The 17,535-nt window shown below is 68.5% G+C and carries 14 protein-coding genes; 4 read left to right on the forward strand and 10 right to left on the reverse strand.

Annotation, left to right across the window (positions count from 1 at the left end; all coding sequences use genetic code 11):
• The first annotated feature begins 30 nt into the window (after positions 1-30).
• Positions 31-642, forward strand: a complete 612-nt coding sequence (locus JF543_RS10515) for a vitamin K epoxide reductase family protein (RefSeq protein ID WP_206549629.1) — start codon at positions 31-33, stop codon at positions 640-642.
• Positions 643-717: 75 nt separating this feature from the next.
• Here JF543_RS10515 and ndk read toward each other — a convergent pair whose 3' ends face one another.
• From ndk to ileS, 4 genes are read right to left on the reverse strand one after another with little or no spacing between them, the layout of a single operon-like run.
• Positions 718-1,131 (reverse strand): nucleoside-diphosphate kinase, encoded by a 414-nt coding sequence (gene ndk, locus JF543_RS10520; RefSeq protein WP_206824001.1) that lies wholly within the window; start codon positions 1,129-1,131, stop codon positions 718-720.
• A 1-nt stretch (position 1,132) separates the two neighbouring features.
• On the reverse strand, positions 1,133-1,531 hold the full coding sequence (locus JF543_RS10525) for a DUF4233 domain-containing protein (RefSeq protein WP_224817970.1): 399 nt from the start codon (positions 1,529-1,531) through the stop codon (positions 1,133-1,135).
• Positions 1,528-2,880 (reverse strand): bifunctional folylpolyglutamate synthase/dihydrofolate synthase, encoded by a 1,353-nt coding sequence (locus tag JF543_RS10530; RefSeq protein WP_206824004.1) that lies wholly within the window; start codon positions 2,878-2,880, stop codon positions 1,528-1,530. The genes JF543_RS10525 and JF543_RS10530 overlap by 4 nt, the downstream gene beginning before the upstream one ends.
• Positions 2,877-6,248 (reverse strand): isoleucine--tRNA ligase, encoded by a 3,372-nt coding sequence (gene ileS, locus JF543_RS10535; protein WP_206824014.1) that lies wholly within the window; start codon positions 6,246-6,248, stop codon positions 2,877-2,879. Before ileS ends, JF543_RS10530 begins: the two co-directional genes overlap by 4 nt.
• A 279-nt stretch (positions 6,249-6,527) precedes the next feature.
• Here ileS and JF543_RS10540 point away from each other — a divergent pair, with 279 nt between their 5' ends.
• Positions 6,528-7,178, forward strand: coding sequence for a pentapeptide repeat-containing protein (locus JF543_RS10540; RefSeq protein ID WP_179410592.1), 651 nt, complete (start codon positions 6,528-6,530; stop codon positions 7,176-7,178).
• A gap of 16 nt (positions 7,179-7,194) precedes the next feature.
• Here JF543_RS10540 and JF543_RS10545 read toward each other — a convergent pair whose 3' ends face one another.
• Genes JF543_RS10545 through JF543_RS10560 form a run of 4 tightly spaced genes read right to left on the reverse strand, consistent with a single transcriptional unit; the run spans position 7,195 to position 12,135 of the window.
• A complete protein-coding gene (locus JF543_RS10545) occupies positions 7,195-8,682 on the reverse strand; it encodes an ATP-binding cassette domain-containing protein (protein ID WP_206824016.1) in 1,488 nt (495 codons plus the stop codon).
• Positions 8,679-9,521: an ABC transporter permease gene (locus JF543_RS10550; protein WP_242519438.1), complete on the reverse strand. Its 843-nt coding sequence runs from the start codon at positions 9,519-9,521 to the stop codon at positions 8,679-8,681. Before JF543_RS10550 ends, JF543_RS10545 begins: the two co-directional genes overlap by 4 nt.
• Positions 9,518-10,495, reverse strand: a complete 978-nt coding sequence (locus JF543_RS10555; RefSeq protein ID WP_206824018.1) for an ABC transporter permease subunit — start codon at positions 10,493-10,495, stop codon at positions 9,518-9,520. The genes JF543_RS10550 and JF543_RS10555 overlap by 4 nt, the downstream gene beginning before the upstream one ends.
• The gene (locus tag JF543_RS10560; protein WP_206824019.1) at positions 10,492-12,135 is read right to left on the reverse strand and encodes an ABC transporter substrate-binding protein; all 1,644 of its coding nucleotides are present in this window, start codon (positions 12,133-12,135) and stop codon (positions 10,492-10,494) included. The genes JF543_RS10555 and JF543_RS10560 overlap by 4 nt, the downstream gene beginning before the upstream one ends.
• A 180-nt stretch (positions 12,136-12,315) precedes the next feature.
• On the opposite strand from JF543_RS10560, the gene valS reads away from it, so the two are divergent.
• Together valS and JF543_RS10570 are read left to right on the forward strand one after the other, a co-directional pair.
• Positions 12,316-14,904 carry a valine--tRNA ligase gene (gene valS / locus JF543_RS10565; RefSeq protein ID WP_206824020.1) on the forward strand — a complete coding sequence of 863 codons (2,589 nt, stop codon included), beginning with the start codon at positions 12,316-12,318 and terminating at the stop codon, positions 14,902-14,904.
• On the forward strand, positions 14,904-15,119 hold the full coding sequence (locus JF543_RS10570; RefSeq protein ID WP_206824021.1) for a hypothetical protein: 216 nt from the start codon (positions 14,904-14,906) through the stop codon (positions 15,117-15,119). The genes valS and JF543_RS10570 overlap by 1 nt, the downstream gene beginning before the upstream one ends.
• A 111-nt stretch (positions 15,120-15,230) precedes the next feature.
• On the opposite strand, the gene JF543_RS10575 is transcribed toward JF543_RS10570, so the two are convergent.
• Both JF543_RS10575 and tdh read right to left on the reverse strand, forming a co-directional pair.
• The gene (locus JF543_RS10575) at positions 15,231-16,409 is read right to left on the reverse strand and encodes a glycine C-acetyltransferase (RefSeq protein ID WP_206549618.1); all 1,179 of its coding nucleotides are present in this window, start codon (positions 16,407-16,409) and stop codon (positions 15,231-15,233) included.
• Between the two features lie 8 nt (positions 16,410-16,417).
• Complete coding sequence (gene tdh / locus JF543_RS10580; RefSeq protein WP_206824022.1) at positions 16,418-17,461, reverse strand: L-threonine 3-dehydrogenase; 1,044 nt, start codon at positions 17,459-17,461, stop codon at positions 16,418-16,420.
• Positions 17,462-17,535: the final 74 nt, after the last annotated feature.

The raw sequence follows: 17,535 nt of genomic DNA on the forward strand, positions 1-17,535 counted from the left end.
GCACATAGGAGATGCTGGGATAATCGCGGCATGACCACGCAGCGTCCCCGCTATCTCGGATACGGAATCTGGCTCATCGTCGCGGCTGTCCTGGGGTGGTGGGCCGCATTCCAGCTCACCGTCGAGAAGCTCTTCCTGCTCGAGAATCCCGGCGAGCAGACCAGCTGCTATGTCAGTGTCATGCTGCAGTGCGATAAGAACCTCAGCTCGTGGCAGGGAGAGGTGTTCGGATTCTCGAACCCGATCATCGGCCTCACCGGGTGGATGGCCGTGCTGGTCATGGGCGTCGCCGTCATCGCCGGCATCCGCTTCCCCCGCTGGTTCTGGGCACTGTTCGGTGCCGGTGTCACCGGCGCCGTCGTGTTCGTCGGCTGGCTGATCTACCAGAGCATCTACAACCTCTCGGTGCTCTGCCCCTGGTGCATGGCGACCTGGGCGGTCACCATCCCGACCTTCCTCGCGACCGTGGTGCATCTGCTGCGCAACGGCACGCTCACCCGCAACGCGCAGACGCGAGCTCTCGCCGAGCGGTTGATGGCCTGGGTTCCGCTGATGACCATCGTCGCCTATGCGATCGTCATCGCGATGGCGCAGCTGGCCGGCCTCGACCTGCTCGGCGAGGTCGTGGGGATGCTGTTCTGATCCGGGGCGACTGAGCCGCCCCCGGGCACGAAGAAGGGGACGTCCTGCGGGACGTCCCCTTCTTCGTGTTCTGCGTCAGAACCAGATGTTGAGCTCGCGAGCCGCTGACTCGGGGCTGTCGGAACCGTGCACGAGGTTCTGCTGCACGGCCAGGCCCCAGTCGCGGCCGAGGTCGCCGCGGATCGTGCCGGGAGCGGCCGTGGTCGGGTCGGTGGTGCCGGCGAGCGAACGGAAGCCCTCGATGACACGGTTGCCGGCGAGACGGATCGCCACCGACGGACCCGACATCATGAACTCCATGAGCGGCTCGTAGAACGGCTTGCCCTCGTGCTCGGCGTAGTGAGCGGCAAGCCGGTCACGGTCGGGCTCGACGAGTCGCAGGTCGACGAGCGCGTAGCCCTTCGCCTCGATACGCGCGAGGATCTCTCCCGTCAGGCCGCGGGCGACGCCGTCGGGCTTGACGAGGACGAGGGTTTCTTCAGTGGCCATGTCATTCGCTCTCTGTGTGAGGTTCTGCCGGCGGGCCCGACGGACGCTGTCGGTCGATGCGGGCCCCACCGATCGTCGCATACCCCCACATGCCGCCGAAAATCAGAGCGACCACGACGATCGCCGGTACCAGCAGGCCCGCGAGGGCGATGACGACCTGCAGCGCCCAGCCGGCCGGGATCGCCCACGGGCGCGTGATGGCGCCGGCGACCACGATCAGCGCCACGGCCACGATGAAGCCGCCGGCGATGCCCCACCACTGCGGGATGTCACCGGGAACCGCGCGCAGACCGAACACGGTCAGCCCGGCCAGGATGACGACGATGGCCTCGGAGCCGAGCACGATCGCGCCGAGCTTCTGCACAAGGGTGCGCGGCGGCCGCGCCTGACGTGCGCTCACGCCCGCCACCCCGACTTCCAGTCCTCTTCCTCGGACAGCAGCAACGCCTCACCGGCCAGCACGATGGATCCGGCGATCACGACCGCGCGGCGCTCCGACGACGCCGCCCACTCGCGCGCGGCATCCGCGGCATCCGCCAGAGTCGCATGCACGGTGGCGCGACGCCCCCGTGCCTCGACCAGGTCGGCGATGGCGTCGCCCTCCTCAGCGCGCGCCGACTCGGGTGCAGTCGCGAACACCTCGGCGACGGCCGGCAGCAGCCGGTCGATGATGCCTCCGGCATCCTTGTCGTCGAGAACACCGAGCACCAGGCCCCACTCGTCGAAGTCGAAGCTGTCGTCCAGCGACTGCGCGAGCGCGGCCGCACCGTGCGGGTTGTGCGCAGCATCCACGACCACGGTCGGCGCGATGCCCACCAGCTGCAGGCGCCCGGGCGAAGTAGCCGCCTGCAGACCGTCGGTGAGGATCTCCCCGGGAATGGCGCGCTCCGCGCCGCCGATCAGCGACTCCACCGCAGCGACAGCCAGCGCGGCGTTGTGCCCCTGGTGTGCGCCGTACTGCGGCAGGTACTCATCGACGTACTCACCGGCGATGCCCTTGATCGTCAGCAGCTGCCCGCCGACGGCGAGCTTCTGCGCCGCGAGACCGAACTCCTGGCCCTCGAAGGCGATGCTCGCCTGACGTTCGGCGGCGACCCGTCGCAGCACCTCGGCGGCCTCGGAGGGCTGCGCGGCCGAGACGACCGCGGCGCCATCCTTGATGATGCCCGCCTTCACCTCGGCGATCTCGGCGATGGTCGCGCCGAGACGATCGGCGTGATCGAGGTCGATCGGCGTGAACACGGCGACATCACCATCCGCGGTGTTCGTCGAGTCCCACGACCCGCCCATGCCGACTTCCAGCACCAGCACATCGACAGGGGCATCCGATGCCGCCACGAATGCCAGCACCGTGAGCAGTTCGAAGAACGTCAGCGGCTCTTCGCCGCCCGCCTGCAGTTCGGCGTCGACGATCCCGATGAAAGGCTCGATCTCGTCCCACGCATCGGCGATCGCGGCGTCGGCGATCGGCTCGCCGTCGATCATGATGCGTTCCGTGAACCGCTTCAGATGCGGGCTGGTGAACAGGCCGGTGCGCAGGCCGTGCGAACGCAGCAGGCTCTCGATCATGCGCGCCGTGGACGTCTTGCCGTTCGTGCCGGTGATGTGCACCACCCGGTACGTGCGCTGCGGGTCATCGAGCAGCGTCAAGATGCGCTCAACACGCTCCTTGCGCGGCTGCACCCAGCGCTCCCCCGCCCGGCTCAGCAGCGCCTCGTAAACAGCATCCGCTCGTTGCGTGTCGCTCATGCGTCCTCCTCGGAGACGGTGCGGTCGATCGTGACGACGATCGGCGACTTCGCCGAGCCGAGCGCGCGTGCTCCGCTGCGGAAGACGCCTTCGCCGGGGCTCTCGACGTCGTCGACGAGCTGGTCGATGTTCTCGGTCGCCTGCACCGCGAAGCCGACCGCAAGCGTCTCAGCGGCGATCAGCGCGGCGTGCGCCTGGAGCGCTGCAGCGTCGGCCGGGGCGACGTTCAGAGCGAGCGCGATGCGATCGCTGACGTCGAGGCCGGCGTTCTTGCGCGCCTCCTGCACGACCCGGATCGCGTCACGTGCAAGACCCTCGGCCTCCAGTTCGGGCGTCGTCACGGTGTCGAGCAGCATGAACCCCCCGCCGGGAACGATCGCCAGGGCCTCGCCCTCGGGGCGTCCAGAGGTCTCCAGCGCCAGCTCGTACTCGGCGGGCTCCAGCGCGATGCCGTCGACGGTGACCACGCCGTCCTGCTCGGTCCAGAAGCCGTCCTTCGCGGCGCGGATGATCCGCTGCACCTCCTTGCCCAGGCGCGGGCCGGCGACGCGGGCGTTCACGCTGAGGCGGTGGCTGATGCCGTACTCGCCGGCAGTGCCCTCTTGCTGTGCGACCAGCTCGACGGCCTTGACGTTGAGCTCTTCGCGCAGGATGCCCTCGAACTGCGCCAGATCAGCGGCCAGCGGCGAGACGACGGTCAACCGCGCGAGGGGCAGGCGCACACGCAGCTTCTCGCGCTTGCGCAGGGCGTTGCCCACGCTCGACAGCTCGCGGACGGCATCCATCGCATCACGCACATCATCCGCGGCGGGGAACGCGTCGGCGTCGGGCCAGTCGGTCAGGTGCACGCTGCGCCCACCCGTCAGACCCTGCCAGATGCGCTCGCTGATCAGCGGGACCATCGGGGCCGCCACACGGGTGAGGGTCTCGAGCACGGTGTACAGCGTGTCGAAGGCCTCGCGGCTGGCCGGGTCGTCGTTCACCCCCTCCCAGAACCGATCGCGCGAACGACGGATGTACCAGTTGGTGAGCACCTCGACGAACTCGCGCAGCCGCGCCGCGGCCGTGGTCGAATCGAGCCCTTCCAGATCGGCCCGCACCTCGCTCACCAGATCACCGAGACGCGCCAGGATGTACCGGTCGAGCACGTCGGTCGAATCGGTGCGCCACGAGGCCTCGTAGCCGCCCGACGCGTTGGCGTAGGTCGCGAAGAAGTACCACGAGCTCCACAGCGGCAGCAGGAACTCGCGCACGCCCGCTCGGATGCCCTCTTCGGTGACGGCCAGGTTGCCTCCGCGCAGCACCGAGCTCGACATCAGGAACCAGCGCATGGCGTCCGACCCGTCCCGGTCGAGCACCTCGCTGACGTCCGGGTAGTTGCGCAGCGACTTCGACATCTTGTACCCGTCGTTGCCGAGCACGATGCCGTGGCAGCTCACACCGGTGAAGGCGGGACGCTCGAACAGCGCGGTCGAGAGCACGTGCATGACGTAGAACCAGCCGCGAGTCTGTCCGATGTACTCGACGATGAAGTCGGCCGGCGCGTGTGCGTCGAACCAGTCCTGGTTCTCGAACGGGTAGTGCACCTGCGCGAACGGCATCGAGCCCGAGTCGAACCACACGTCGAAGACGTCCTCGATGCGGCGCATCGTGCTCTTGCCGGTGGGGTCGTCGGGGTTCGGCCGCGTCAGGTCGTCGATGTACGGCCGGTGCAGGTCGACCTCGCCGTTCGGACCGGTCGGAAGCGCACCGAAGTCGCGCTCCAGCTCTTCCAGAGACCCGTAGACGTCGACGCGCGGGTACTCGGGGTCATCGCTCTTCCATACCGGGATGGGCGAGCCCCAGTACCGGTTGCGACTGATCGACCAGTCGCGCGCGCCCTCGAGCCACTTGCCGAACTGACCGTGCTTGACATTCTCGGGCACCCAGGTGATCTGCTCGTTGTTCGCCAGCAGGTCGTCCTTGATGTCGGTCACGCGGATGAACCAGCTCGAGACCGCCTTGTAGATGAGGGGGTTGCGGCAGCGCCAGCAGTGCGGGTACGAGTGCTCGTAGCTCTGCAGACGCAGCAGGCGCCCGGCGGCACGGATCAGGCGAACCAGTGGGGTGTTGGCGTCCATCCACAGCTCACCGGCGACGTCGGTGACGCTGGACAGGAAGCGCCCGCCGTCGTCGAGCGAGATGATCGTGGGGATGCCGGCGGCGTTCGCCACGCGCTGGTCATCCTCACCGTACGCCGGAGCCTGGTGCACGATTCCGGTACCGTCCGACACGGTGACGTAGTCGTCCACCAGCAGGCGCCACGCGCTCTCGGTACCCCAGGTGTCGGCATCCGCGTAGTAATCGAACAGGCGGTCGTAGGTGACGTCCTGCAACGCCGCTCCGAGATGCGCTGCCTCGATCGCGGCGTGCGCCTCGTCGGCCGACTCGTACCCGAGATCCTTGGCGTAGCCGCCGAGCAGCTCACGCGCGATCAGGTAGCGGTGCGCCGCGCTCTCGGCGACGTCGTCGCCCGGCACGATGTCGGCAGCACCCTGAGGGCCGGCCGGCACGACGACGTATTCGATGTCGGGGCCGACGGCGAGCGCGAGGTTGGTCGGCAGGGTCCACGGCGTTGTCGTCCAGGCGAGCGCGCGCACTCCGGTGAGCCCGAGCGATTCGGCCTTGGCGCCGGTGAGCGGGAATGTCGCGGTCACCGATGGATCCTGGCGCATCTGGTATACGTCGTCGTCCATGCGCAGTTCGTGGGCGCTCAGCGGCGTCTCATCACGCCAGCAGTACGGCAGCACGCGGTAGCCCTCATAGGCGAGGTTCTTGTCGTAGAGCGTCTTGAACGCCCACAGCACGCTCTCCATGTAGCCGAGGTCGAGCGTCTTGTACCCACGCTCGAAATCAACCCAGCGCGCCTGACGGGTGACGTAGTCCTGCCACTCGTGCGTGTAGGCGAGCACAGAATCACGGGCCTTGGCGTTGAAGACATCGATGCCCATCGCCTCGATCTCGCTCTTCTCGGTGATGCCGAGCTGCTTCATCGCCTCGAGCTCGGCGGGCAGGCCATGGGTGTCCCACCCGAAGACGCGGTCGACCTTCTTGCCGAGCATGGTCTGGAAGCGCGGGAACAGGTCTTTGGCGTAGCCCGTCAGCAGGTGGCCGTAGTGGGGCAGTCCGTTCGCGAACGGCGGGCCGTCGTAGAAGACCCACTCGTCGGCGCCCTCGCGCTGCTCAATCGAGGCGCGGAAGGTGTCATCGGACTTCCAGAAGTCGAGCACGTCGCGCTCGATCTCGGGGAAGCGCGGGCTCGGAGTGACGGCGGCCGGGCCGAAGGAGCTCTGCGCTCCAGAGGCGGTGGAGGTGCGCGGGTAGGTCATGTCATCTCGCAGGGATCGTGTCGGATGCTGCTGCGAGGACGACCCGCGCTGTCGCGCGAACCGCGGTACCACCTCACGTGCTCGCACGCGGACGCGCGAACCACTCTCACTGCGGCGATGACGGGCCTGCCCCGCTCGGTTCTACTGACTTCGGTCGCGTTGCTGGTCGAAGCGTTCTTCCGAGAGCTCCCCGGTGATGGCCGGATCTGCGCTGGTGCGCCCATTCTACGTCGTTCCGGAGGTGCACACCATGTCGCAGGTCCGGCATAGGGTCGGCCCATGGCATCCCGCACTCCCGCCCCGAAGCCCCCCGTCGTATCCGCCCCCGATCTGCCGCGTCAGCTGGCCGATGCCGCACCTGCCCCACGTGCGGAAATCGTTGCCGCGCGCATCGCTCTACAGGACGCCACGGACCTCACCCACGCCACCGTCGAGCAGTGCATCATCGAGGGGCAGGCAACAGACGTCGACATGCGCTGGAGCACGATGTTCGACGTCGAGCTCGCAGACATCCGCGTCGCAGCACTCCAGGCCAGGGCGTTGAACGGCCGCCGTATCCGCATCGTCGGCGGCCGGATCGGCACTCTCGACCTCACCGACGCTCGCTTGTCTGAGATCGAGCTGCGCGACGTGCGGATCGACTACCTCAATCTCGGGGCCGCCCGGGTCGACCATCTGCAGGTCACAGGCTGCAGCATCACAACACTCGACGTGCCGCAGGCCGTACTGTCGCGCGTCGCGTTCGAGAACACCCGATCCGATGAGGTCGACCCCCGTGACATGCGCGCCACCGATGTCGATCTGCGCGGCCTCGACGCACTCTCGTACATCGACGTGACGTCCCTGCGCGGCGCGACCCTCGACGGGCACCAGGTGCAGCTGCTCGCGCCCGCGCTGGCCGCGGCGGCCGGCATCCGCGTTCTCGACTGACCACGGCAGGCCCGTCTCAGACGGGGCGGCCCGCTGCCAGCAGCTCGATCGTGAACGGATGCTGAGGATCGGCGAACACGCGTGCGACCGGGCCCTGTTCGACGATCTCGCCGTCTCGCATGACAAGGACGTCGTCGCTGACCGCGGCGATCACATCGAGGTCGTGCGACACGAACACCATGGTCAGTTCACGCTCCCGCTGCAGACGCCGCAGCAGAGCGAGTACGCGTTCACGCACCGTCGGGTCGAGCGCCGACACCGGTTCATCCAGCACGAGCACCTCGGGGTCTGCGGCGAGCGCGCGTGCGATCGCCATCCGCTGCAGCTGTCCTCCGGACAGCTGCGACGGGCGGCGGCGACCGAGCTCCGGGTCGAGACCGACCTCCCGCATCAGCTCCGCCGCCCGCGACGAACGCTGCGCGCGCGGCACTCCGGCCGCCTGAAGCGCCTCGTGCAGCGAGCGCTCCGTGCGCCATCGCGGGTCGAACGCACCGAGGGGGTTCTGGTGCACGAGCTGCACGCGCTGGGGCGAGGTCCACCGCAGCGCACCGGCGTCGGGGCGCTCGACGCCGACCAGCATCCTCGCCAGCGTCGTCTTCCCCGATCCCGATTCCCCGACGATGCCGAGCGTACGACCGGCCTGCACCCGGAACGTCGCGTCGCGCAGGACGGGCCGGTCGAACGTCTTCGACACCCCGACGGCGTCCAGCAGCGTCGGCCCTGCCGCGCCGGCTTCACGCACCTCGTGCCGCGTCGCGGCGATCAGACGACGCGTGTAGTCATCCTGCGGGGCGGCGAAGATGTCGGCCACCGTGCCCTGTTCGACGATCCGCCCGTGGCGCATCACGACGACACGATCGGCGACCCGGCTCACCGCGGCGAAGTCGTGACTGATGAACAGCACACCGGTTCCCGAGTCGGCGATCTCGCGGAGCAGCGCGAGCACGCGCGCCTGGACCGTGGCGTCGAGCGCCGTCGTCGCCTCGTCGGCGACCAGCACGTCGGGTTCTGCGGCGAGCGCCGAGGCGATCAGCGCACGTTGCCGCAGCCCGCCAGACAGTTCATGGGGGTAGGCGCGGGCGCGGCGCTCGGCATCCGGCATGGCCACCCGCTCAAGCAGCTCGCGCACACGCGCCGGGCGCTCCCCGCGCGCGATCCCGTGGATCTCCAGCGGCTCGGCGACCTCGGCACCGACGCGCCGCAGCGGATCCAACGCAGCGAGCGCGTCCTGCGAGACCAGAGCGATCCGGCGCCCGCGTAGTCGGCGCCACGCCGACTCGGCGAGACCGGTGGCATCCGTGTCTCCGATCGTGAGCGCATCGAGCGCGACGGATGCTCCCGCCGGGGCCGCCCCGAGCAGGGCCCGGGCGGTGAGGGACTTGCCGGCCCCGGACTCGCCGACGATCGCCACGCACTCACCGGGCTCGACGGTGACGGAGACGTCATCGACGATGACGGTGCCGTCGAAGGATATACGCAGACCGCGCACATCAAGGGCGCTCATGAGACGACCCCGTCCATTCGGGCGCGCAGTCGCCGCCCCACGATGGTCGCGGCGATCACCGTGAGTGAGATCGCGAGCCCGGGGAACACCGAGACCCACCATGCGGTACCGAGCACGTTCCGCCCACCCGAGAGCATCAGGCCCCACTCCGGAGTCGGTTCGACCGGCCCCAAACCGAGAAAGCTCAGGCCTGCGGCCGCGAGGATGCTGGATCCGATGCCGATCGTGGCGAGAACGCTCAGCGTTCCGAGCACGCCGGGAGCGACATGGCGCAGGAAGGCGCGCACGGGCCCGACCCCGAGGATGCGCGCCGCCTCGACGTGTTCGGCGATGCGCAACGTGCGCGTGCTCGTCCGGGCCAGGCGGATGTACACCGGTACGGCGGCGATGGTCACGGCGATCGCGACATTGATGTGCCCCGGCCCGAGCAGCGCCACGATGATCAGTGCGATGAGGAACTCGGGAAAGGCCAGCACGATGTCGTTGATCCGCATCGCGACGGCGTCGACACCCCGCGGTGCCACCCCGGCCAGCGAGCCGAGCACCAGCCCGCCCACGAGTGCCAGGCCCGTGGCGAGCACACCGATCCCGACAGACGGGCCCGCCGCGTACACGACGCGGGAGAAGACGTCGCGTCCGCTCTGATCAGTGCCGAACAGGTGGGCAGCGCTCGGTGGCAGCAGCGCTTCGCGCACTTCGGTCTCCAGCGGGTCGTGCGTGGCGAAGAGTGCCGGGAACAGCGCCGCGACGGCGATCAGCGCGAGAAAGGCGAGAGCCGCCCACAGCACCGCGTCGGTCGGGCGCATCCGGTGCCGCGTGGTCACCTCTGCGACCGTCATCGCGGCTCCCCCGCTCCGGCCGGCGTCGCGTCGGTCGGCGTCGCGTCGTTCCGGCGTCGCGCGACGCGCAATCGGGGGTCGATCAGTGGATGCACGAGTTCGACGATCGTGTTGATGACGACGAAGACCAGCGCGCTGAGCATGATGATGCCGGTGACGACCGGCAGGTCACGATCAAGAATCGCGGTGAGGGTGACCCGGCCCAGGCCGGGGCGCGCGAACACCGTCTCGACGAGCACCGCGCCGCCCAGCAGCGACCCGACGAGATAGGCGGTCAGCGTCAAGGCACCGGATGCCCCGTGCCGCAGAGTGTGTACGAGGGTCAGCCGCACCGGCCCAGCGCCTCGCGCGCGCACCGTCTCGGCGAAGGGCTGCCGCTCAGCCTGCTCGATCCCGTCGCGCAGCACCTGCCCGATCAGTGCCGCCACCGGCAGCGCAAGCGTGATGGCAGGAAGCACGATCGTCGCCGGATTGCGCGTGCCCGCGACCGGGGACCATCCGAGACCGAACGCGAAGACCGACAGCAGAATCAGTCCGATCCAGAACACCGGCGATGACAGCACCACGAGCTCGACGGCGCTGGCGACGGCGCGCGGCGCGCCGCGGCGGGCCAGGAGCGCGACCGTCAGCGCGAGTACCACGCCGATCACGAGCGCCAGCAGTGTCAGCTGCACGGTCGGGGCGAGATTCCGTCCGATCACCTCGGCTACCGGCATCCGCAATTGATACGACTCCCCGAGGTCGCCCAGCAGCAGTCCGCCGAGGTAGTCGAGGTACTGCTGCAGCGGTGGGCGAGTGAGGCCGAGTTCGTCGCGGATGCCGTCCTTCGTCGCCTCGGACACCTGCGCGAGCGGTCCGAGCATGACATCGACGGGGTCACCGGGAATCACCCGGAAGGCCAGGAACGCGAGCGTCGCCGCACCCCACAGTACGAAGACCGCGGATGCGACGAGCTCGACGACCCGGCGGATCACGGCGTGGTGACGGTGGCTTCGTAGAACAGCGGACGACCGTAGAGGTCGTACGTCAGCCCGTCGACGGTGGCTCCCACAGCGGTGATGAGCGAAGGAGTATAGAGCGGCACGATGGCAGTGTATGCCGCGTTCCACTCCTGCACCTGCTGGTAGGCCGCGTCGCGGTCCGCCTGCTGCTGGGCAGCCAGCCCCTCTTCGAGCAGCGCATCGATCTCGGCGTTGCTCACCTGCGAGGCGTTCTGGAACCCTTCGCTGTGCAGGTGGTTGCGCAGCAGGTCGGCGTCGACGCCCGAGAAGCCCCAGTCGGTGATGTCGAACGTCTTGGGACCGTAGCGCTCGTTGTACGCGGCCGGCTCGAGCACGTCGCGGGTGATCTCGAACCCGACCTCGGCGAGGTCGGACTGGACGACGTTGGCCAGAGCGGTGCGGTCATCGGGAACGGGCGTCCACGCGATCCAGTCGGCGGTCAGCCGCTCGCCGTCCTTCATCCGAATGCCGTCGTCGCCTCGTTCGGTCCAGCCGGCCTCATCGAGCAGCGTGTTCGCGACGTCCTGATCGAATGCCCAGGTGCCCTCGACGGCGGCGTCGTAGCCGGGCGTCGAGGCAGACAGCACGCTCCATGCGCGCGGGAACTGACCGTAGAAGATCTCCTCGACGGCCGTGTCGATGTCGATCGCCCTGGCGAACGCCTGGCGCACCTTCTCATCGGCGAAGACGCCGTGCTTCTCGTTGAGGAACAGCGAGTACGGCAGACCGGGGTACTCGATCGCCTCTACCTCGACGTCGTCGGGGAGTGTTGCGACCTGGTTCGGCGGAATGTTGCTGGCGAGGTCGGCCTCGCCGCTGCCCACCACGCCTGCGCGCACCGATGCCTCCGGGAGGATCTGCACGCGCAGAGTCTCGAACGCGGCGGCGTCGTCGCCGTGCGGCCCCCACGCGTAGTCGTCGTTGCGCGAGTAGACGAGCTCCTGGTCGGGGGTGTACTCCGTCAACACGAACGGACCGGTACCGACGTTGATGCCGGGCCCACCGGCCTTGAGCTGATCGCCGGCCTCTTCGAGCACCTTCGGCGACCAGAAGCCGAGCTGCGCGGTGCTCGCCGCCTGCAGGAACGGTGCGTAGGGCTGCGTGAAGCTGACGGCGACCTCGTACTCCCCCAGCACCTCGGTGCCCGCGTAGTAGTCGCCACCGAGCATGCTCGCCGCCTGCGCCGAGACCGTGTCGGGATCGATGATGCGATCGAAGTTCGCCTTGACGGCGGCGGCATCGAAGGGCTCCCCGTCGTGGAAGGTGACGTCGTCACGCAGGCGGAAGGTGTAGGTGGTGCCGTCCTCGGACACCGTCCAATCGGTGGCGAGCCACGGCGAAAACGATCCGTCGGCCTCTTGGAAGACGAGGGAGTCGAGCACCTGGCGCTGCACCATGCCCGACACGTCGAGCTGACTGATCTGGGGGTCCATGTGGCCGGCCGCGAGGTTCGCCCCTTCGATGGCCCAGACGAGTTCGCCGTTCGGGTCGGCGGCGCCCTGTGCGTCGTTCTGACCGTCGGAGGCTGGGCCGGCGCAGGCGGAGAGCAGAAGGGCGGATGCTGCGGCGAGCGCCGCGAGCGGAAGAAGTCGGCGCACGGTGGATGCGGGCATAGTGATCCTCAGGAAGAAGAGACGGGTTAGCCCAAGTCTACCGTCGATTCTTGGACACCGTCGATATATCACCGCGGGTGGCCGGCGTCGCCCCATCGAGCGCGCCCGGTAGACTGACCCGATAACCCACACTCAGGCACGCTCACACAGTGCCGCACACATCGCTCAAAGGAGACCTCCATGTCCAGCATTCCCGACAAGCCCGCACTCGAAGGTCTCGAAGCGAAGTGGGGCGAGGCCTGGTCCGAGCAGGGCACCTACCTGTTCGATCGTGCACGTGCGACCGGATCCGGCCGAGACGGCGTCTACTCGATCGACACTCCCCCGCCGACGGCGTCGGGCAGCCTGCACATCGGCCACGTGTTCTCGTACACCCACACCGACATCAAGGCGCGCTTCGAGCGCATGCGCGGCAAGAACGTCTTCTACCCGATGGGATGGGATGACAACGGCCTGCCCACCGAGCGCCGCGTGCAGAACTATTACGGTGTGCGCTGCGATCCCTCCCTCGCGTACGACCCCGACTTCACTCCCCCGCTCGAGGGCGGCGGCAAGTCCTCGCGCGCGGCCGACCAGATGCCGATCAGCCGCCGCAACTTCATCGAGCTGTGCGAGAAGCTGACCGTCGAGGACGAGAAGCACTTCGAGGCGCTGTTCCGCCAGCTCGGCCTGAGCGTCGATTGGACCCAGTCGTACCGCACCATCTCGGACGACACGATCCGCCAGAGCCAGCTCGCGTTCCTGCGCAACCTGGAGCGGGGCGAGGCGTACCAGTCGCTCGCGCCGACACTGTGGGACATCGACTTCCGTTCGGCGATCGCCCAGGCTGAGCTTGAGGACCGCGACCAGCAGGCCGCCTATCACACCATCGAGTTCCCCTTCGCCGACGGCTCGGGTTCGATCGCGGTCGACACGACGCGCCCTGAACTGCTGCCGGCGTGCATCGCGATCGTCACCCACCCCGAGGGGCCGCACAAGCACCTCATCGGCACAAAGGTGCGCACGCCGTTCTTCGGCGCCGAGATCGAGATCCACGGGCACCACCTCGCCCTGGCCGACAAGGGCACCGGGGCCGCGATGGTCTGCACGTTCGGCGACGTGACCGACATCGTGTGGTGGCGCGAGCTGCGCACGACGGCCGGCGCCGAGCTGCCGAACATGACGACCATCGGGCTGGACGGACGCTTCCTTCCCGAAGCCCCCGAAACCGTGGCGGATGCCGACGCCCGCACCTGGTATGCCGAGAGCATGGCGGGCAAGACGGTGTTCAGCGCTCGTAAGGCGCTGGTTGAGAAGCTGCAGGAGACCGGCGACATGACGGCGGTCGGCAAGCCGTTCAACCACGCCGTGAAGTTCTTCGAGAAGGGCGATCGCCCGCTCGAGATCGTCTCGACACGTCAGTGGTACATCCGCAACGGCGCACGAGACGCCGAACTGCGCGACCAGCTGGTCGAGCACGGGCGCGAGCTGGCCTGGCACCCCGACTTCATGCGGGTGCGCTACGAGAACTGGGTCGGCGGCCTGACGGGCGACTGGCTCGTCTCGCGTCAGCGATTCTTCGGCGTTCCGATTCCGGTCTGGTACGCGCTCGACGAGAACGGCGAGCGCGACTACGACCGCGTGCTCGTTCCGACGACTGCTCAGCTGCCGATCGATCCGACCACCGATGTGCCCGACGGGTACACCGAGCAGCAGCGTGGCGTCGCGGGCGGTTTCGATGCTGAGAAGGACATCTTCGACACCTGGGCGACGTCCTCGCTCACGCCGCAGCTGGCCGGTGGCTGGCAGCGCGATGAGGACCTCTGGAACCTCGTGGCGCCGTTCGACCTGCGTCCACAGGGCCAGGACATCATCCGCACCTGGCTGTTCTCGACGATGCTGCGCTCGACGCTTGAAGACCACCGGTCGCCGTGGCGCAACGCGGCGATCTCGGGCTTCATCGTCGACCCCGACCGCAAGAAGATGTCCAAGTCGAAGGGCAACGTCGTCACCCCGGCCGACATCCTCGACAAGCACGGCTCCGACGCGGTGCGCTACTGGTCGGCGTCGAGCCGTCTCGGAATGGACGCGGCGTTCGACCCGCAGAATCCCACGCAGGTGAAGATCGGTCGCCGCCTGGCGATCAAGATCCTCAACGCGGCGAAGTTCGTGCTGTCGTTCCCGGTCCCCGAGGGCGCTGAGGTCACGCACGCACTCGATGCGTCGATGCTCACCGCACTGGACGCCGTCATGCGCGACGCGACCAAGGCCTACGAGAACTACGACCAGGCCAAGGCGCTGGAGGTCACCGAGGCGTTCTTCTGGACCTTCTGCGACGACTACCTGGAGCTGGTGAAAGAGCGCGCCTACGACCAGACGGACGTCGGTCAGGCATCCGCCGCCCTGGCGCTGCGCCTGGCGCTGTCGACGCTGCTGCGCCTGCTCGCGCCGATCGTGTCGTTCGCGACCGAGGAGGCGTGGTCGTGGTTCGAAGAGGGTTCGATCCACACCGCCGAATGGCCGTCCCCGCTGGGCATCGACGGTGACACCGCGGTGCTCGACGCCGCCAGCGAGGCGCTGATCGGCATCCGCCGCGCGAAGACCGAGGCCAAGGCCTCGCAGAAGACTCCGGTGGCCAGCGCCACGATCGCCGCCCCGGCGGCGAAGGTCGAGGCGCTGCGCGCCGCGGCCGATGATCTGCGTGCGGTCGGGCGCATCGCCGAGCTGAGCTTCGCGGATGCCGACGAGCTGACGGTCACGGCCATCGAGCTCGCCCCGGTGGAGGCGTGATGCAACTCGGCACGCGCTGGGCGACCGGGGCGAAGCCGCCGACGTCCGTGCCGGCCGAGCTGCACCCCGCGATCACCGAGGTCGAGGCGCGGGGCCTGACCGGGCACTGGACCCTCACCTGGCTGGAGGGCCGGCCGATCGCCGAGCTCGACGCCGGGTGGGAGGTTCTGCTCAGCTCGACGGGCGAGGTCATCGCACGCCCGTTCGAAGACTGAACCGACACCCCCACTTCACGCCGAGACCCCGTGCTGCAGACGTCTGCAGCACGGGGTCTCGGCGATAGAACGGGGTGTCGGCGGGCGCCTCATCTCATGGCAGCGACAGCGTCAGCTCACGGCGGCGCGTGCCGCGACGAACGCGGCCACACAGCGCTCGACCTGCTCGGGCGTGTGCGCCGCCGAGAGCTGCACGCGGATGCGCGCCAGCCCCCGCGGAACGACCGGGAAGCTGAACGCCGTGACATACACGCCCTGCTTCTGCATCTCGTCGGCGATGCGAGCCGTCAGCGCGGCGTCACCGAACATCACCGGGACGATCGGGTGCTCTCCCGGCAGCAGCTCGAAGCCCTCTTCGGTCATGCGGGCGCGGAACAGCGCGGCGTTCTCGCGCAGACGGGCACGAAGGTCGGCCGACCCCTCGACGAGGTCGAGCGCCGTCAATGTTCCGGCGACGATCGACGGCGCCAGCGTGTTCGAGAACAGGTACGGGCGCGAGCGCTGGCGCAGCAGGGCGACGATCTCGCGGTGCGCGGCGACGTATCCACCCGAGGCCCCGCCGAGCGCCTTGCCGAAGGTACCGGTGTAGATGTCGACCCGCCCTTCGACGCCGCACAGCTCGGGCGTGCCACGGCCGTGCTCACCGACGAACCCGACGGCGTGCGAGTCGTCGACGAAGACGAGCGCGTCGTACCGCTCGGCGAGGTCGCAGATCTCCTGCAGGGGGGCGATGTAGCCGTCCATCGAGAACACGCCATCGGTGACGATGACGCGGAAGCGGGCATCCGAAGCCGCCTTCAGCTGCTCTTCGAGATCGGCCATGTCGCGGTTGCGGTAGCGCAGACGGCGTGCCTTAGACAGGCGGATGCCGTCGATGATCGACGCGTGGTTCAGTTCGTCCGAGATGATGGCGTCCTCGGCCGTGAACAGCGTCTCGAACACACCGCCGTTGGCGTCGAAGCACGACGAGTACAGGATCGCGTCGTCGGTACCGAGGAAGCCGGCCAGGCGACGTTCGAGCTCGAGGTGCTGGTCCTGGGTACCGCAGATGAAGCGCACGCTGGCGAGGCCGTAGCCCCAGGTGTCGAGCGAGCCCTTCGCGGCCGCGAGGATGCGCGGGTCGTCGGCGAGACCGAGGTAGTTGTTCGCGCAGAAGTTGAGCACCTGCGCGCCGCCGGTCGTGATCTCTGCCTGCTGCGGACCGGCGATGCCGCGCTCGCGCTTGGTCAGCCCGGCTGCTTCGATACCCGCGAGCTCATCGGCGAGGTGGTTCTTGAAGGTGGTGTACATGTCGGCTCCTACAGCTCAGTCCAGTCGAGGATGATCTTGCCCGTGCCGGCGGCCTCGGCGGCGGCGAAGCCCCGCTCCCAGTCGCGCGCGGGAATGCAGTCCGCGATCACGCGGCTGATCGAATCGCGCAGCGTCGCGCTGGTGTGCAGCATGGCGCCCATCGCGTTCCAGGTCTCGAACATCTCGCGACCGTAGATGCCCTTGATCGTGAGCATATGGGTGACGAGCTTGCCCCAGTCGATGTCGAATCCGCTGCTGGGGAGCCCCAGCATGGCGATCTGGCCGCCGTGCTTCATGTTGTCGATCATCGCGGGCAGCGCGGTGGGTGCACCACTCATCTCAAAGCCGATGTCGAAGCCCTCGCGCATGCCCAGCGAGCGCTGGGCTTCGCGGATGTCCTGCTGAGAGACGTCGATGACCTCGTCGGCCCCCATGGCCTTGGCCATCTCCAGGCGCGGTGTGCTGACATCGGTCGCGACGATGTAGCGGGCACCGGCGTGGCGCGCCACGGCGATCGACATCAGTCCGATCGGCCCGCAGCCGGTGACCAGCACGTCCTCACCGACGACACGATAGGTCAGGGCGGTGTGCACGGCGTTGCCGAGCGGATCGAAGATCGCGCCGAGCTCGGGGGTGACGTCGTCGTGGTGCACCCAGACGTTCGTCGCCGGCAGCGAGAGGTACTCGGCGAATGCGCCGTCGCGCTGCAGGCCCAGACCGATGGTGCGGATGCACATCTGGCGACGTCCGGCACGGCAGTTGCGGCAGGTGCCGCAGACGATGTGTCCCTCGCCCGAGACGCGGTCGCCGACGGCGATGTCGTGCACGAGCGGACCGACCTCGACGACCTCGCCGTAGAACTCGTGTCCGGGAATCAGCGGTGCCTCGATGGCGGATGCCGCCCAATCGTCCCACCGTCGGATGTGCAGGTCGGTGCCGCAGATGCCGGTGCGCAGCACGCGGATCACGACCTCGCCGGTACCCGCCACCGGATCCGGCCGATCGACCATCTCCAGTCCTTCATGCGGACCGCTCTTGAAAAGTGCCTTCATACTTCGATCTCACTCCACCCGACGTTGTAGAGCAATCACCAAACACTGCACTGTGGATTAAGCGAGAACTAAAC

The organism is Microbacterium esteraromaticum, assembly GCF_017303215.1.
Classification (GTDB): Bacteria; Actinomycetota; Actinomycetes; order Actinomycetales; family Microbacteriaceae; genus Microbacterium; species Microbacterium esteraromaticum_C.